This window comes from Arthrobacter sp. RCC_34, from assembly GCF_041360795.1.
Classification (GTDB): domain Bacteria; phylum Actinomycetota; class Actinomycetes; order Actinomycetales; family Micrococcaceae; genus Arthrobacter_E.
In genome coordinates this window covers 424,346-440,435 of the sequence record NZ_JBFUPW010000004.1, presented here as the reverse complement: position 1 = coordinate 440,435, position 16,090 = coordinate 424,346, and the positions used below count along the sequence as shown (strand labels likewise).

At 66.2% G+C, this 16,090-nt stretch carries 14 protein-coding genes; 7 read left to right on the top strand and 7 right to left on the bottom strand.

Annotated features, from left to right (window positions below):
* Positions 1-70 precede the first annotated feature (70 nt).
* Positions 71-610, bottom strand: coding sequence for a recombinase family protein (locus tag AB6732_RS16500; protein WP_370961035.1), 540 nt, complete (start codon positions 608-610; stop codon positions 71-73).
* A 258-nt stretch (positions 611-868) separates the two neighbouring features.
* Between AB6732_RS16500 and AB6732_RS16495 the strand changes: the two genes are divergently transcribed.
* The 6 genes from AB6732_RS16495 (at position 869) to AB6732_RS16470 (ending at position 6,834) form a co-directional block, all read left to right on the top strand.
* The gene (locus AB6732_RS16495; protein ID WP_370960968.1) at positions 869-1,369 is read left to right on the top strand and encodes a ParB/RepB/Spo0J family partition protein; all 501 of its coding nucleotides are present in this window, start codon (positions 869-871) and stop codon (positions 1,367-1,369) included.
* A gap of 161 nt (positions 1,370-1,530) precedes the next feature.
* The gene (locus tag AB6732_RS16490) at positions 1,531-2,205 is read left to right on the top strand and encodes a hypothetical protein (RefSeq protein ID WP_370960967.1); all 675 of its coding nucleotides are present in this window, start codon (positions 1,531-1,533) and stop codon (positions 2,203-2,205) included.
* A 1,157-nt stretch (positions 2,206-3,362) separates the two neighbouring features.
* Entirely contained in the window at positions 3,363-3,617 is a 255-nt protein-coding gene (locus AB6732_RS16485; RefSeq protein WP_370960966.1) for a ParB/Srx family N-terminal domain-containing protein, read from the top strand.
* Positions 3,572-4,000 carry a hypothetical protein gene (locus AB6732_RS16480; RefSeq protein WP_370960965.1) on the top strand — a complete coding sequence of 143 codons (429 nt, stop codon included), beginning with the start codon at positions 3,572-3,574 and terminating at the stop codon, positions 3,998-4,000. Before AB6732_RS16485 ends, AB6732_RS16480 begins: the two co-directional genes overlap by 46 nt.
* 377 nt (positions 4,001-4,377) lie before the next feature.
* Entirely contained in the window at positions 4,378-5,451 is a 1,074-nt protein-coding gene (locus tag AB6732_RS16475) for a heparan-alpha-glucosaminide N-acetyltransferase domain-containing protein (RefSeq protein ID WP_370960964.1), read from the top strand.
* A gap of 78 nt (positions 5,452-5,529) precedes the next feature.
* Positions 5,530-6,834, top strand: coding sequence for an MFS transporter (locus AB6732_RS16470; RefSeq protein ID WP_370960963.1), 1,305 nt, complete (start codon positions 5,530-5,532; stop codon positions 6,832-6,834).
* 50 nt (positions 6,835-6,884) lie between these two features.
* Here AB6732_RS16470 and AB6732_RS16465 read toward each other — a convergent pair whose 3' ends face one another.
* From AB6732_RS16465 to AB6732_RS16440, 6 genes are all read right to left on the bottom strand, one after another.
* Positions 6,885-7,643, bottom strand: a complete 759-nt coding sequence (locus tag AB6732_RS16465) for an ABC transporter ATP-binding protein (RefSeq protein ID WP_107004012.1) — start codon at positions 7,641-7,643, stop codon at positions 6,885-6,887.
* Complete coding sequence (locus AB6732_RS16460) at positions 7,640-8,653, bottom strand: iron chelate uptake ABC transporter family permease subunit (RefSeq protein WP_370960962.1); 1,014 nt, start codon at positions 8,651-8,653, stop codon at positions 7,640-7,642. The genes AB6732_RS16465 and AB6732_RS16460 overlap by 4 nt, the downstream gene beginning before the upstream one ends.
* On the bottom strand, positions 8,650-9,642 hold the full coding sequence (locus tag AB6732_RS16455; protein WP_370960961.1) for an ABC transporter permease: 993 nt from the start codon (positions 9,640-9,642) through the stop codon (positions 8,650-8,652). Before AB6732_RS16455 ends, AB6732_RS16460 begins: the two co-directional genes overlap by 4 nt.
* 25 nt (positions 9,643-9,667) lie before the next feature.
* Positions 9,668-10,669 carry an ABC transporter substrate-binding protein gene (locus AB6732_RS16450; RefSeq protein ID WP_370960960.1) on the bottom strand — a complete coding sequence of 334 codons (1,002 nt, stop codon included), beginning with the start codon at positions 10,667-10,669 and terminating at the stop codon, positions 9,668-9,670.
* Between the two features lie 201 nt (positions 10,670-10,870).
* On the bottom strand, positions 10,871-11,323 hold the full coding sequence (locus AB6732_RS16445; protein WP_370960959.1) for a hypothetical protein: 453 nt from the start codon (positions 11,321-11,323) through the stop codon (positions 10,871-10,873).
* Positions 11,324-11,361: 38 nt separating this feature from the next.
* Positions 11,362-11,568 (bottom strand): hypothetical protein, encoded by a 207-nt coding sequence (locus tag AB6732_RS16440; protein ID WP_370960958.1) that lies wholly within the window; start codon positions 11,566-11,568, stop codon positions 11,362-11,364.
* 361 nt (positions 11,569-11,929) lie between these two features.
* Between AB6732_RS16440 and AB6732_RS16435 the strand changes: the two genes are divergently transcribed.
* On the top strand, positions 11,930-15,904 hold the full coding sequence (locus AB6732_RS16435; RefSeq protein WP_370960957.1) for a hypothetical protein: 3,975 nt from the start codon (positions 11,930-11,932) through the stop codon (positions 15,902-15,904).
* The last annotated feature ends 186 nt before the right edge of the window (positions 15,905-16,090 follow it).

The window sequence follows — 16,090 nt, the reverse complement described above, 5'->3', positions numbered from 1 at the left end:
GACAGAATCGCCTCCCGGGAAATTCTGTCTGCCCTGGTTATTGGGCCGTTCCGGCGCGCTGGATGGCCCGTTAGACGGTGGAGCGGGCGACGCCGAAGAGTTCCGCGATCTCGGTTGTGGTGTGCTCGCCTGCGCGGTGGAGGGTGACGAGGTGTGCTTCCTGGGACTTCGAGAGCTTGGGTTGTTTACCGCGCAGTCGCCCTTTGGCTTTCGCCACGGCCATGCCCTCCCGGGTGCGGGCCCGGATGAGGTCGGCTTCGAATTCTGCGACCATGCCCAGGACATTGAAGAGGAGCTTTCCCACGGGATCGTGGGGGTTGTAGACACTGCCTCCGATGTTCAGGGCAACTCCCTTGTGGGTGAGCTCGCCTGCGATGTCTCTGGCGTCCGGTAGGGATCGGGCAAGACGATCGAGCTTCGTCACCACGAGCGTGTCACCGTAACGGCACGCGGCTAGCGCTTTTCCTAGCCCAGGTCGGTCCCGTTTGGTCCCGGTGTAGCCGTGGTCGGTGTAGATCGAACCTGGGTCGACGCCGGCGGCCGTCAGGGCGTTGTGCTGGGCGGTGAGGTCCTGGGCGCTGGTTGAGACGCGGGCGTAGCCGATGAGTATGTCCCGAGTGTAGCGTTTGGGTTACCTTCACCGGGCATTTTTTCGGGCGGGTCATACGGGACTTCGATGTGCGCAGGATCCCGCGGTTGGCGAGTGAGATCCAGATGTGGTTCGAGGTGTCCGGTGCAGGACCGGCTTACAGGCGGGCAAGCCAGCATGTATTGCCACTGGATCCTCAGACGTGTAGCCGACTTCTGCAGGCGATCTCGCCGGCCGCTTCGGCTCCGACCGGGAGCCCGGCCCGCCGGGAAAGGCCCCATGAACCCGCTGGCGCGGCTTCGTGGAAAAGGACCTCGCTGGCGCTCGGGCTGTCAGGCCGGCCGCCGTGGCTCGCAGAGCTCGCCCCGTCGTCCGGGCGCCATCGTCCACCAGTCCGAGGAAGGTCTGCGCGTGGTGATGGGTCACCGTCGCACCCTCGCCGCCGGTGAGGCCAAGCTGTCGGAGATTCCGGAGCTCCTGGCGGACACTGTGGAAGAGGCGGACCGGTTGGCCCAGCAGGTCAGCGAGAACGACCTCCGCGAGGGCCTGACCGACGCCGAACGCGGGACCGCGTTCGAGCAAATGGCTCTGCGGGGTGTCACCCCGGCGCAGATCGCCAAGCGGGCCGGTGCCGGTGACGCCGAGACCGTGAAGCGCGCCCTGGCCGCGAAGAAGGACCCGAAAGCCGCCGAGGCACTTTGGTCCCGTGAAAAGAAAGGCAAGCTCAGACTCGCCCACCGCCGGCCCGCCACCAGCAGCCTTGAACCGGACCACTCCTAGCACCGGTTACAGTTTTCCTTCCTCCATGAAGCTGTCGCAGGGGTGTACGGCAGGGTCGACTTCGTATTACGGTTGTCATAGACAGGCCGAGATTTCTGTCATAGCCTTACTTCAGCTCTCGCCGAGAGCGAACAAGTACAGACAATCCGAGGGGACGGACAATGTATAAAAAGGCGCTATCCACTCTTGCTGCACTGTTGCTGCTAGGCTCGGTTGCTTCTCCTGCGCAAGCTGCAACGTCACTGAACGACAAAACATCGAATTCTTCCGCGATGAGTTCCACAGAAGACTCGCGCTCGACGTCATCCAAGATTGATAAGGCCATAGACCGCGCGTTCAAGGGCGACGCTGCGACGCTGGCCGGGCTTCTTGAGACTGCACAAGCAGAGAAGGTCCAGACGGCACTTCGTGAGCGCCTTACCGCGCGGGGAGACTTCGCATTCGCAAAACCAAACACGACTAAGCCGAACGTGCCGGGAGCGAGTGGTCCTGGGCATTCGAAGGCTAAGGGTGCCGTGGGCAAGGACTCGATCGTAAGCACGGGGCAGTATGAATATTTCTGCACCGGTTACAACGGAGTTACGATGGGTTGGTTCGGCAAACCTATCCTTGCCTGCCACGGCTGGCTGGACACGTACATCTCCGGGAATCATGTTGCGCATTACAATCCCGACTTGATCCCTCGAGGAAAGCCAATCACGGTGGGTTGCTTTGTCTCGGCAGCGAGCGGCGTGGTGACGGTACTGTCCTTGCCGGCCGGTGGAATTGTTGGTTGGGCGAAGTATGGAATCGGCGTTCTGCTTTCCTCGGCGGGGATCGTCATCAGCTGCCCGTAGATAATACAAGGCGGGAGTAAATTATGAAAAGTTTTCGCAGCTCGGCGTTGGGCGCAAGGCAGCTGATCATGCAGCAAATTGGGATTGCACTACTGGTAATCGCACTCATTATAAACCCTAGCCTGCCCGGCTGGGGATGGGTTCTGTATGTTGGTGTAGTCATTTGGGAAATTTTGATTATCGCTGAGTTTTGCGCTTACTTGAAGAAGCGCGCTCTCGCTAGACGTTCCTAACGTCCGCTTGCCATTGCGCTCGAGAACGAGGTCATGTCCGAATAGGGCCTGGCCTCATTCGCGTTAAGATCGCTTGACCTAAGTAGGTGGGGGTCCCGGGCGTCGTTACTTCTAGAGGGCTGGCAGGTGCGCCTGATACTCCACCGAAGCTTTGATATTCTTCGCGATGGATGCGAGCGACTAATTGTCACAACTGTCCACCCGGGATTTCAGGCTTCCGCGTCGATATTTATCCCTAGCGACCAGGGTCTAAGGACATGCGACCTAGCCGTCACTCAGCTCGCACCCAGCTCGAGCGCGACCTTCCAACCGGGTACAGTCGCCGTCCATAGGTTGCGTTTACGACTTATGGTCAACCTCACCACAGTGCCCCGACCTATCGGGCCGGTGGCCTTCGGTTGGTTGAAAACCCCGGACGAATCCTGATCGGCTTACAGGCGGGCAAGCCAGCATGTATTGCCACTTGATCCTCAGACGTGTAGCCAATTTCTGCAGGCGATCTCGCCGGCTGCTTCGACGCCCCGGCTCCGACCAGGAGCCCGGCCCGCCGGGAAAGGCCCCTGGCTCCGCTTCGCTGCATCAGGGAGAAGGACCTCGCTGCGCTCGGGCTGTCAGGCCGGCAGCCGTGGCTCGCAGAGCTCGCCCCGTCATCCAGCCGCCTTCGTTTTTTGGCTGCTGTCCTACGGATTTTACGTGTCCGCGCGTCCTCGTCCAGCGCTCGCAAGATCGGGCCGGCGTCCCGGAAATTCTGCTCGGCGCTTCGCTTATTTCCTCGCAGAATTTCCGTGCCACCGCCTCCGGTGGACAGGGCTCCGTCGGCCACAGCTCCGCAAGCTTCGCCAGCCGCCAAAAAACAACGGGGGAGAGGCGCCGCCACTGGTCACCACACGCTTCCCCCTCACCAACCACAGAAGGAGCACCACCATGTCCACTCAGACGCTGATCACGGTAGACCCCTCCACCCTCCTGGTGGATCTGAACATCCGTGAGGCCGCCCTTGACGCCGCGTTCGTGGAGAACATTCGCGCCAATGGAGTGATCCAGCGGCCCGTCGTCCACAAGACCGACGGCGGTCTGCGCGTGGTGATGGGTCATCGCCGGCCCCTCGCCGCCGTTGAAGTCGGCCACCGGAGATGTATGCCATCGTCACCGAGACTCCGGAGGACGCCGAGCGCCTGATCGAGCAGATCAGCGAGAACGACGCTCGAAAGGACTTCACCGATGCCGACCGTGCCCGCGGCTACGAGCAGTTGGCCCTTCTCGGGGTCAGTGCCGCAAAGATCGCCGAGCGCACCGGTGCCGCTGATGCGGCAACCGTGAAGAAGGCTCTCGCGGCCAGGAAGAACGCGAAGGGCACCGCCGCGCTGGATGCTGGCCGCACCCTCAATCAGGCGCTGGCCCTGGCCGAGTTCGAGGACGACGAGTACGCCATCTCTCAGCTCGAGGAAATCATCGAACGCCGACCTGAGCAGTGCCAGCAACGGCTCGCCCAGCTCCGCAACGAACGAGCACTGAGCGAGAAGAGGGCCGAGGCCGACGCGCCTTACGTGGAACGTGGCTGACCGTGGGCGACAGCATCGGGAGCTACCCCCCGGCGCCAGCGACGTGTTGCACCTGAGCGCCCTGGAGGACGCTGAGGGAATCCATCCCGGGGAAGATGTCGCCGACTCTGTGCATATGCGGCTGTCGCGCGTCGATGAGGACGCCCGAGTGGATCTGGGAATCAAGGATTGGGGGCAAGGCCTTCAAAGCACGTCACCGCTCCGACGGCGCGAACTCCGGCCCGATGACCGAGGAACAGAAGGCCGAGCGGAAGTAACTGATCGCCGACAACAAGGCCGCCGACGTCTCATTTTGTTGGGATTTTGCGGAGTGGCGAGGGCTGCCCGTCCTCTCGACAGCGCCCTTAGGATGAAGGGGACCATGTCAGGGGGAACACATGAAATCACTGTCTCAGCGCCTGCCCGTGCCCGATGTGCTGCGCGGTGTCGCGATCATCGCCATGCTCATCGCCCATGCGGCGAGATTCCATCCGAATGCTCCCCGGGCGGTGGAGTTCGCGGTCGGCAACATCAATGATCTCGCCTCGCCCCTGTTCGCCCTCGTCATGGGGATGTCCGCGCAGCTGACCTGGAACGCCTCGTCCCGCGCGGGCCGCACTTACCTGCAGCAGGTGCTCCGTGGGGTGATCCTGATCGTGCTGGGCCTGTGGATGGCGACCTGGGGCACCTGGGTCATGGTGGTGCTCGCCTACCTCGGCCTGCTCCTGATCATCGGCGTGCCAGTGCTCCGTCTCCGGACCGCGTGGGTGGCCGCGGTGGCGCTCGTCGTGGTGCTGGCGAGCGACCCGCTCAACGCCTTCGCCCGGACCCAGACCTGGATCTACACCGCGGATCCCGTGACGCGCTTCTTCGCGGACATGGTCGCGCTCGGGGGTTCGTACCGGCTGACGAACCTCCTGCCGTTCTTCCTGTTTGGAGGGCTCCTCATCCGGCACGGTCTGCGCCGCGGACCGCTGCTGTGGGCCATGGCCGCAGCAGCGCCTCTCGCCTATGCGGCGCGGCCTCTCGCCGAAAAGCTCACGGGGCGCGAGCTCCGCCTCTCCGGCAGCTACGTCGACACCCTGCACGACGCCGGCCTGGTGCTCGCGGTGACCGTCGCCGTCGTGCTGCTGGCGACGTCGTCCGGCGCGCTGCGGACGGTGAGCGACCGCGTCTTCGCGCCCCTCAAGGTCTGGGGCCGGCACGCCCTGAGCCTGTATCTGCTGCACGTCGGCCTGATCGCCTGGTGGGTCGCGACGCACGAGCGGGTGCTGCCGTCGCACTTCGACCCGCTGGGCTGGGCGATGGTGGTCGTCCTGCCGTTGGTGCTGTCCTGGTGCTGGGACCGCTGGGTCGGCACCGGGCCGGTGGAGTGGCTGATGGGCCGGGTGACGCTGCGGCCCAAGCCGCTCCGCCCGACCGTGAGCCGCACAGGCGCCCCGGGGAACGCGCCCGCTGAGCCCGTCCGCTGACGCCGGACCGTGCATTGCGGCCAGGCCCGGTGGCCGATGTGACTTTGCCCTGCGCGCTTCGGGCCGTAGCTTGACCCTGTGACCTCCGCTCCCTCCGTCCAGGCTTCCAGTGGCCCGGCTGTGTCCACGGCGCGTCTCCTGAGCGCGCGCCGGTGGATGACGGCGGGCCTCGTCGTCTCGATTCTCGGAACGCGTCTCGTCGAGGGCGGGTCCGACGGCCTCGTGGCTCTCGGCGTCCTGCCGCTTCTGTGGGTCTCGGTCCTGACCACCTTCGGTGAACTGGTGTCCTTCGCCTCGCCGCTCATCGCCAGGCTGACCGCCCGTTTCAGCCCGGCCCGCGTCCTGGTGGCCTCCGACCTCGCCGAAGCGCTACTCAGTGGTGTCGCACTGGTGATGCTGCTGATCGCGCCGGGCTGGACCATGCCCGTGATGATCGTGTACCTCCTGCTCGCCGCCGTTTTCCCGGCCGTGACCGATGTGGTCGAGGAGTTCTACGGGCAGCAGCTCGCTCAGGTCGATGTGAAGCAGGCCCTGACCTTCAACGCCTCGGTCTACTCGGTGCTGGCCTTCGTCGGGATCGTCATCGCGATGCCTCTGGGCAACATCCTGGCCGGGGTGTCCATCACCGTGCTGATCGCGGGCAATCTGATCCTCTCGGCGCTCGGAACCCTGTTGCGCCTGGTGAGCTCCCGCACCGTGGTGACGCCGCCGGCGACCGATCAGGATCTTGAGGATTTCGGCGTTCTGGGGGAGCGGATGACCGTCCGCGTGTTCCTGCAGGACCTGTGGGCCACCGGAGCGGCGTCGCCGTTGTTCAGCTTCCTCTTGCAGGTCGGGGGCGCCATCGGAGGGGTCTTCGTGTACCTCGCCATCGCCCAGAAGGCTCCGATGGACCCCGCAGTCGCCCTCGCCTCGGTGATCGCCATGTTCGGCATCGGCGCGACCATCGGGCCGTGGGTCGGGCGGGCGCTCAGCTCGCGCGGCGACATCAGGCGGCTCGTCTGGCTCGTGCTGGTGGCGACCGTGGCGTTCCTGCTCGTCGTCGCGGGTCTCCTGCTCGTCGTCGACTCCGCCGCCACGTGGTGGACCGGCCTCGTGTACGCACTGGTGCTCGGAATCCTCTCACGCACCCGCGCGGTCCTGACCACCACCCTTCGTCAGCAGGACTACCGCGGGACTCGGTTCGCCCGGATCATGAGCTGGTCCTTCGCCGCCACGGCACTCGGGGCTGTGGCGGGAAGCTGGCTCGCGCTGGGACTGCAGCCCACGCAGCACCCGTCGCTCGCGTTGCTCGTCCAGGCCGGGTTCATCGTCCTCGCTCTCGTGCTGCTCGCGGTGCGGGTGCCGACCGCTGCGACCCCGGAGACCGCGCCCGCACCTTGACCCCGGGCCCGAACCCTGAACCCGCCACCCGCGCCAACCGGCTGCGACCCTCAGTGCGTGTAGACCGCCGTCGGGTAGCAGCCGATCGTGTGGACCGTGACCGGGGTGTCGAAGACGCTGGTCAGGACCTCGGCGGTCATGGTCTCCTCGACGGTCCCCTCGTGCACCAGCAGCCCGTCCCTGAGCGCGACGATCCGGTCCGAGTAGGCCGCCGCGAAGTTCACGTCGTGGATGACGAGCACCACGGTCTTGCCCAGCTCGTCGGCGGCGCGGCGGAGCTGCTTCATCATGAGCACCGAGTGCTTCATGTCGAGATTGTTGAGCGGCTCGTCCAGCAGGATGTAGTCCGTGTCCTGGGCCAGCACCATCGCCACGAACGCCCGCTGCCGCTGCCCGCCGGAGAGCTGATCCAGGAACCGGTCCTGCAGGGCGGTCAGGTTCAGGAACTCCAGCGCGGACTCGACGGCGGCCACGCACTCCGCGGTCAGCCGGCCCCGGGAGTGCGGGAACCGCCCGAGCGCCACGAGGTCCCGCACCGTCAGCCGGGCCGAGAGGTGGTTCTCCTGCCGCAGGATGGCGACCTTCCGGGCCAGCTCGGCGCTCTTCGCCCGGCGCACGTCCAGTCCGCCGATGGACACGGAGCCCGCGTCGGCCTCGATGAGACGGCCCATGATGGTCAGGAGCGTGGACTTCCCGGCGCCGTTGGGCCCGATCAGGCTGGTGATGCCGCCTTCCGGGATGGTGGCGGTCACCGGTCCGAGGACCCGGGTGTCGCCGTAGTTCTTGGTCACATCCGAAAAAGAGATCACACTCTGCCCTTCCGCAGGAGCAGCACCAGGAACAGGATGCCGCCCAGGAATTCGATGATGACGGTCAGGAAGCCTGCCGCGTAGAAGATGTGCTGCATGATGAACTGCCCCACCACCAGGGTGAGCAGGCCCAGCAGGAAGGCCATGGGCATCACATAGCGATGCTGGTGGCTGCCGGTCACCTGATAGGCGAGCGTGGCGACCACGAAGCCGAAGAACGTCATGGGGCCCACCAGGGCGGTGGAGAACGCCACCATGACCGCCACGAGCACCAGCATGAGCGTCAGTTCGCGCTTATGGTCGACCCCGAGACTCTGGGCGCTGTCGCGGCCCAGCAGCAGCACGTCGAGCCGGTACCGCCGCTGCCACAGGATCACGGCGACCACCGCGCAGACGGCGAACGCCACGGGCAGATGGGAGACATTGACGTCGCCCATCCGGCCGAACAGTCTGGCGGACAGGAGGTCGTAATCGGTGGGGTTCAGCATGCGCTGCACGAACACGGCGATCGAGTCGAACGCCAGCCCGAACACCACCCCGACCAGCAGCAGGATGTAGAGGCTCCCATTGCGGCCGGAGAACAGCCAGCGGTACAGGATCGTCGCGAACACCACCATGAGCGCGGTCTGCGCCAGGACTTTCCCGATCCCTTCCTGCTGCGCGACCGCCGCCCCGCCGAACACGAACACCATGAGCGTCTGGGACAGCGTGTACATGGAGTCCAGGCCCATGATGGACGGCGTCAGGATCCTGTTGCCGGTGACCGTGTGGAACACCACCGTGCCCACACCCTGGGTGAACGCGGCGATCACCATGGCCGCGAGCATCGAGAGCCGCGCGTCCAGCGCGAACCAGAACGCGCCCCGGATGAACAGGAACAGGAAGCCGACGACGGCGAGTAGCACCGCCGCCGTCGTGAGCAGGATGCGCGCGCGGGGACTCAGCGGCGCTCGCCGGCGCCGCGGCTCGGCGGCCTGCGCTGAGCTGACTGGGGAGACGGTCGTGGTCATGCGCGCTCCCTCGACAGCGACGGGGCCGCCGAGGACGCCCGTTGGGTCCGCAGCAGGATGATGATGAAGGCGACCGCGCCCAGCGCCCCGAGGATCACCGAGGCGGGGATCTCCATGGGCGCCACCACCACGCGGCCGAGCAGATCGCAGGCGAGCAGCAGCGCGACGCCCGTCGCCACGACCCACGGCAGGTTCCGCCGCAGGTCATCGCCCAGGATCATCGACACCATGTTCGGCACGATCAGGCCGAGGAACGGGATGAAACCGACCACCACGCTGGTCACACCGGTCGCCAGGGACACCATGATGACGCCCAGGAACACGACCCGGCGGTAGTTCAGGCCAAGACCTGTCGCCATGTCCTGACCGAGGCCGGCGACCGTGAAGCGGTCCGCCACCAGGAACGCGGCCACCGCGATCCCGGCCACGATCCAGAGCGGTTCGTAGAAGCCCTGCACGATCCCGCTGAAACCGCCGGATCGCCAGGCCGTGAGGGCTTGCATGAGGTTGAAGGTCCCGGCGAGGAACGTCGTGGCGGCGCCGACCACGGCGCCGAGCATGATGCCCACCAGCGGGACCACCACGGAGGACCGCACGCGGACCCGGTCCAGCACGGCGAGGAACAGCCACGTCCCCAGGAACGCGAAGCCGGTGGCCACCACCATCTTCACCATCGGGGTCGCTTCGGGGGCCACCAAGAGAATGACCAGCATGCCCAGCCCGGCCCATTGGCTGGTGCCGGCGGTGCTGGGCTCCACGAACTTGTTCTGCGTGATGAGCTGCATGATCACCCCGGAGATGCTCATGGCGGCCGCGGCGAACACGAGCGCGAGCGTGCGAGGCACCCGGGAGAGCCAGAACATCTCCTGGGCTGCGGGGTCGCTGAAGAGCTTGTCGAAAGAGATGTCGTAGCCGCCCACCAGGAGGGAGACGAGCAGCAGGATGGCGACGGCGGCTGCCGTCGCCATCCTGAAGAGGCGCGAGGTCACGATGCGGTGCTGCCCGGGCTGAGGGCTACTTGGCCGCGCCGGACTTGGCGGTGAAGTCCTTGGCGATGGTCTTGAAGACGTCGGTGTAGGCCTGGATGCCTTCGGTCAGGTAGAAGTCGGAGGGCATGTAGACGATCTGGTCCTTGGCGTAGAACGGCACGTCCTTCCACACCTTGCCGAGACCTTCGACGACGGCCTTGGCCGGCTTGAACTCCTTGCCCTCCTCGGTGACGGCAGCATCGCGGTCCATCACGATCATCCACTCGGGCTTGGCGGCCGCGACGGTTTCGGGGGAGAGGCCGGAGTTGTTGTGCACGGAGTCGGACTTCAGTTTCGCGTCGTCCTGGGCGAAGACGTCCTTGAGGTTCACGCCCTCGAGGATGCGGCCGATGCGGCCCGCACCGTTGTCGATCTTGCCACCGGAGGAGTTAGCGAGGAAGACGGTCTGGCCGTTGGTGGCCTTCTTGGCGTCGGCGACGGCGGCGTCGAGGTCGGCGACGATCTTCTTCGCCTCCTCCTTCTTGTCGAAGATGTCGCCGAGCGTGAGGGTCTGCTTCTTCAGGCCTTCGAGGTAGCTGGAGCCCTTCTCATCGCTGGGGGCGATGTCCACCACGGGGGCGATCTTGCTGAGCTTCTCCGTCTGGCTGGCGAAGCGGTAGCCGCCGATGATCAGATCGGGCTGTGCCTCGCTGATGTCCTCCATCTTCGGCTCGCGGTGGCTGCCCGCGTCGTTGATGTTCGCGTTGTTGATCCAGTCCTGGTAACCGTCCTTGGGCAGGAGCGGCTTGGGGATCGCGACGGGCTCGATCCCGAGGGCCTTGATGGTCGCCATGGAGGTGTTGTCGAGAGCTGCCACGCGGGCCGGCTTGGTCTTGACGTCCATGGAGCCGGTGTTCGTCTGGATGGTGATGGTGGAGCTCGCGTTCTCGGCGGCCTTGGTGTCACCGGATTGCCCGCAGGCGGTGATGCCGAAGAGTGCTGCGGCGACGGCGGTGCCGGCGGCCAGGGTCTTGAAACGCGAGGTCATGCTTCCTCCAGAGGTGCGGGTGAAATAGCAAATAAAAACGTGTCGTTATTTGCCGAAAACACACGCTATAGGAAGGTAAGCCTTACCTCAACTTAAGTGACCGGCGTCATGAGGATGTGACGGCTCGGCGAACCGGGCGATGACGTGCACTTGGTACCGTTCGAGCTCGATGAGGTGCCGCTGCCCGATGCCGTGGGCGTTTCAGGTGGCGTGCGGCGCTCGGGTGACGATCGCCGTGATCTTCCAGTGCTGCCTGACCTTGGCCAGATGGACGGATTGCACATGCGTGGTGTGGGCGCCGTCGTCGTGCGCGGTCTCGCACCAGATGCGGGCGAGGTCGCCGGTGACGTCCGTCCGTCCCAGGCGGAGCGAGGCGCCTTCGTCGGGGATGACCTTCTGGAGGTATTCGCGGCAGGACGCCGTGTTCAGTTCATCGACGGCGTCGGTCCGATGAGCCTGGCTGCCGAGGCGCACCAGCACCGCCTCGGGGAGGGCGATGCTCCTGAGGATGCGGTGGTGCTGAAGTGGTGGGAGGCCGGGGAGGTAGGCCTCGATGAGGCTCTCCCGGATGGTCGCGATCGACGCGGCGGTCGAGGCGGGAGGGGCGTCGTCGAGCGACCAGGGGCCGCAGAGAAGTGGAGCATCGTTGGTCACTGTTCCCCCTGGGTGCGGTGCGGCGGTCTCGGTGGTCCTCAGCGGCGCCGCTGGGGCCGGGCGGGCGACGGTGCGGCGTCCTTTCGGAACAGCGGGGCGGCCCCGATGCTGATGAAGACGATGAGCGCGACCACCCCCAGCATCAGTCCGATCGCGAAAAGCCAGCTCGTGACGTCGTTCATGATGTCCCCGCCCATGGTGTTCCCTCTCGTCATGCCGGCGAGCCCGCCGTCGTCGGTGTTCAAGTGCATTCCTTCGGCACTTCAGAAGTGTCCGACATCTGCATATGAAAGCTATATCATGCGTCCCACCTCGGGTGACACCCCGAGGATGGCTTGTGGGTGAACTTCTGTCATCTTCATCCACATAATGTCGGACATTTGACGTTACGTGCGTTTGGGGAAACCATGAAGGGACTGCAACAAGATTCTCGTTCGCATCTGAACGGCGGTTCGCCGTCAAGGAGGGGAAATGTTCACTCGTACGTGGTCGCGCTCCAGGGGGAGCCGACGCCGATTGATGCCAGGTGGTGGGAAACCAGCGCCGGGACTGTTTCTGGGTGCCGGCGCCCACCGACTTCGGAGGATCACGGCGGCGATCACCGCCGTGATCCTGGGACTGGCGGCCACTCTCGCCGCGGTCACGCTGAGTGCGCCGGCGGCCGCCGCCGCGACCAATACCTCGTGCCACTTCTCAGCGTCGGGAACGGGAAAGTACGCCGACACCTTGTGCTGGCTCGACTTCTCCGGGCTCGACCCGGCGCAGGCGGCCAAGGGCCAGGATTTCGCGTTCACCATCGACGGCGGGAACACCCTGTACGCCACGGTCACCCGGAGCGGCGCGGCCGTCGGCCCGGCGGCCTTCCCCACGTGGGGCGGCGCCTACCTCGGCAATCGGGGCTTCTACTCGGGGACGGCCGGGAAGCCGGCCCTGTATCAGACGGATGCCGGGATGACAGGCCCGAAGACGACCCTGACCCTGAGCAACATGCGGGTCGTGACGCCTCAGGGGATGGAAGTGATGCAGTGGTCCATCGTCGGCGCGGACGCCGAATCCACCGATGTGAACGAATCGATCACCTGGAACTCCACGAACCCGATCACGTCCCTGACGGCCACTCGGACGGGCAACGGACTCGGCAACGCCTGCGCAGGCGGCTTCACCGGCGTCGGGAGCACGCAGGTCAAGTGCACCGGCGCCGGAACGGACATCAAGACCGGCACCGCGATCCTCGCCTCGCAGCGGCCCGTCACCTTCTCCCAGACCATGGTGGGGGGCGGCCGTGAGGGCGTGGCCTTCGGGGTCCTGATCTCCTCGGTCAAGATGAACAAGACCGTGGCCTCCCGCTTCCCGGGCGACGACTTCCAGGTGGACATCAGCAGTGATGCCGCCGACGTCGCCCATGGCTCCACGGGCCCGACCGGCACCAGCGCCACGACCGGGAAGAACTCCGTGGTGACCCCCGTGCCGGGCATGCCGTTCCACTTCCGCGAGAGCGCGGTGACGGGTGATCTGAACAACTATTCGGCGTCGTGGAGGTGCACCAATTTCGATCAGGTGGACCCCTCGCTCCCGCAAGGAGACGCCGGGACGTCGCAGGACATCTTCGTCGCGATCGGTGACGATGTCGAGTGCACCCTGACCAACACCGCGCTCAGCACAGGCATCTCGCTGACCAAGAAGGCCGGCGCGCCCGTGGACGCCAACAGCGACGGGATCACCGACGCCGGGGACACCATCGCGTACACATTCGATGTGACCAACACCGGCAAGACAACCCTCACGAACATCGCTGTCGATGACCCCAAGGTCGGGCCGGTGACCTGTCCGTCCGGCAATCTGGCGCCGGGGGCCTCCACCACGTGCAGTGCGCAGTACACGATCACGGCGGACGACGAGAACGCCGGCGAGGTGCACAATGTCGCGACGGCGAGCGGCAATCCGCCCAGCAGCACCGCGACGGTGACGTCGGCCACGAGCGAGACCCGGACGCCGGTGACCAAGGCGTCCCCGGCCCTCACGCTGGTGAAGTCCGTGGACAAGAGCGAGCTCGTCGCAGGGGAGACCCTGACGTACTCCTTCGTCATCACCAACACGGGCAATGTGCCGCTGAACGACGTCGGCGTGGATGAGACCGCGTTCAGCGGCGCCGGCCAGAAGCCCGTGGTCAGCTGCCCGGTCGCGGCGTCGGCGCTCAAGCCGGGCGACCAGGTCACGTGCACCGCCACCTACCAGGTCACCCAGGAGGACGTGGACCGGGGTTCGGTGGAGAACACTGCCACCGCCCACGGAACACCGCCGGGCAAGGAGCCTGTGACGAGTGATCCTTCCACCGTGAAGATCCCTGAGGATCCCAAGCCTGGTATCTCGATGACCAAGTCCGCGGACAAGACGGAGCTTGTGGCCGGTCAGACCGTCACATACTCCTTTGCGGTGAAGAACACGGGCAATGTGACCCTGAAGGACATCCATATCACCGAAGGCGATTTCACGGGTTCGGGCGCGAAGCCACAGGTCTCCTGCCCGGATGCGGCGTCCTCGCTCGCGCCCGGTCAGCAGGTGACGTGCACGGCCACCTACCAGGTCACCCAGGCCGATGTGGACCGTGGCTCGGTGGACAACACGGCGACCGCCTCCGGCCAGCCGCCCACCGGTGATCCGGCCACCTCGGACCCGTCGAAGGTGCGCATTCCGGCGCAGCAGAAGCCGGGTGTCTCGCTGACGAAGACCGCGGACAGGACCGAACTCGTGGCTGGTGAGACGATCACGTACTCCTTCGTCGTGAAGAACACGGGCAACGTGTCCTTGAACGAGGTGAAGGTCGACGAAGGGTCCTTCACCGGTTCGGGGAAGCTCTCGGCGATCGCCTGCCCGCAGTCGTCCCTCGCGCCCGGTGACTCGGAGACGTGCACCGCCACGTATCAGGTCACCCAGGCCGACGTCGACCGGGGCTCCGTTGAGAACAGCGCCAAGGCGACGGGAACTCCGCCCAACGGCGCCGAACCGGTGACGTCGGATCCGTCGCAGGCCACGGTGCCGTCCGATCCGAAGCCGGCGCTCAGCCTGCAGAAGACCGCCTCGCCGTCCCGCGTCGGGGCAGTGGGTGACACCATCAGCTATTCGTTCGCGGTGACCAACACCGGGAACGTCACCCTGCGTGACGTGACGATCGCGGAAGGCGCCTTCACGGGAAGCGGCACGATGTCCGCCGTCGATTGTCCGGAGGCGGCTAACTCGCTGGCTCCCGGCGCCTCGGTGACCTGCACGGCCACCTATCAGGTCACGCAGGCCGATGTGGACCGCGGATCCGTGCAGAACACGGCGACCGCGGAGGGCACGCCGCCCGCGGGTTCGCCCGTCAAGTCCGCGCCGTCGTCGGCGACCGTCCCCGTGGACCAGCACCCCGGGATCTCACTGCACAAGAGCGCGAGCACGGCGGAACTCGTGGCGGGCCAGACGGTGACGTATTTCTTCGACGCCACCAACACCGGCGACGTCACGCTCCACGACGTGAAGATCACGGAAGGCGAGTTCACCGGCTCGGGGAAGCTATCTGCGATCACCTGCCCGGACGGCGCGAAGAGCCTGGCCCCAGGCGCCACGGTGCGCTGCACTGCGAGCTACACCGTCACCCAGGCGGATGTGGACCGCGGCTCGGTGCACAACACCGCGACGGCGGGCGGTGACGACCCCTCCGGCAAGCCGGTCGCGTCCTCTCCGTCCGAGGTCACGCTGCCGGGCGATCCGAAGCCGGGGCTGACGATGGTCAAGTCCGCGGACAAGACCGAACTGAAGGCCGGTGAGACCATCACCTACTCCTTCAAGCTCACCAACACCGGCAATGTGACCCTGCACGATCTCAAGGTCACGGAAGGCACCTTCACGGGCTCCGGCACGCTGTCCGCGGCGACATGCCTGAAGGAGCCGCTGGCCCCGGGAAGCAGTGCCACGTGCACGGCGACGTATCGGGTGACGCAGGCCGATGTGGACCGTGGCTCGGTGGACAACACCGCCACCGCCACGGGGACGCCATCCTCGGGTGGCCCGGTGACCTCTGATCCCTCCGAGGCGTCGGTGCCGCAGAAACCTGCTCCGGCTCTCCGCCTGGTGAAGTCGGCGGACCGCACGGTCCTCAGCCACGTGGGGGAGCGCATCATCTACACCTTCATCCTCACGAACACCGGCAATGTCACCCTCAAGGACCTCGCCGTCCACGAGGGGGCCTTCTCGGGAAGCGGCAGGATGTCGCCGGTCTCCTGCCCGGCGGTCGGCCGGGGCCTCGTCCCCGGGGCATCGCTGAGATGCACCGCGACCTACGTCGCGACGGCTGCCGATCTCGCGGCGGGGAAGCTCAGCAACACGGCGACCGCGTCCGCGACCACACCGGGTGGCGCCCTGGTCGGTTCTCAGCCGTCGTCGGTGGCGCTCGAGGGAACTCCGCCGGCCCCGGCGCCTGGTCCGCCGTCGCTGGCCGAAACCGGCGCGGCGAGCGGCCCGGCGCTGGCGCTTGGAGCCTCGGCCCTGGTGCTGGCGGGTCTGGTGATCTCCGCGGCAGTGCGACGCCGGGAAGACCGGCGATAGGAAAAGGCTCGGCCGGCCGCTGACACGGGCGGCCGAGCCCCTTCACGGATGGTGACGATGAGGCCCGACGGCGACAGCGCCGTCGGGCCTCATCGTTTCCTCCTATGCCGTGTCCTCACATGCCCTGTCCGTGGCGGCCGCGACGGCCGGGGGCGTGCCGCGGTGTGCGTGGGGTGATAGCCGGCC